General features: G+C 38.2%; 1 protein-coding gene. It reads left to right on the top strand.

Annotation, left to right across the window (positions count from 1 at the left end; all coding sequences use genetic code 11):
* Positions 1-327 (top strand): hypothetical protein (locus G5B00_RS17950; protein ID WP_205966481.1); only part of this gene is annotated, 327 nt, incomplete at both ends.

Consider the following 327-nt stretch of genomic DNA (forward strand, 5'->3'; position numbering starts at 1 on the left):
GATAAGGATATAGTAGATAAAGAGAAAGAAAATAAATTTTACGCGGGTGCTGCTATCAGCAAAGTTAATCCTCCCTTAGGATTTAATATCGTTGGCGCATTCGACCCTCTTCCAGCACATAGCATACATGATGATTTACATGCAAGAGCACTTGTGCTAGATGATGGTAAAAATCGTATTGCTCTTGTGGTGGTTGATAATCTAAAACTGCCAAGAGATTTAACCGATCAAGCGAAACGACTAATAAATGCACAAATAGGTTTAAAGCAGGATAATATCTTAATTGCTGCTACACATACCCATTCAGCTGTAAGTGCTGAAGCAGGA

It is taken from the genome of Parapedobacter sp. SGR-10 (assembly GCF_011030405.1).
Lineage (GTDB): Bacteria > Bacteroidota > Bacteroidia > Sphingobacteriales > Sphingobacteriaceae > Sphingobacterium.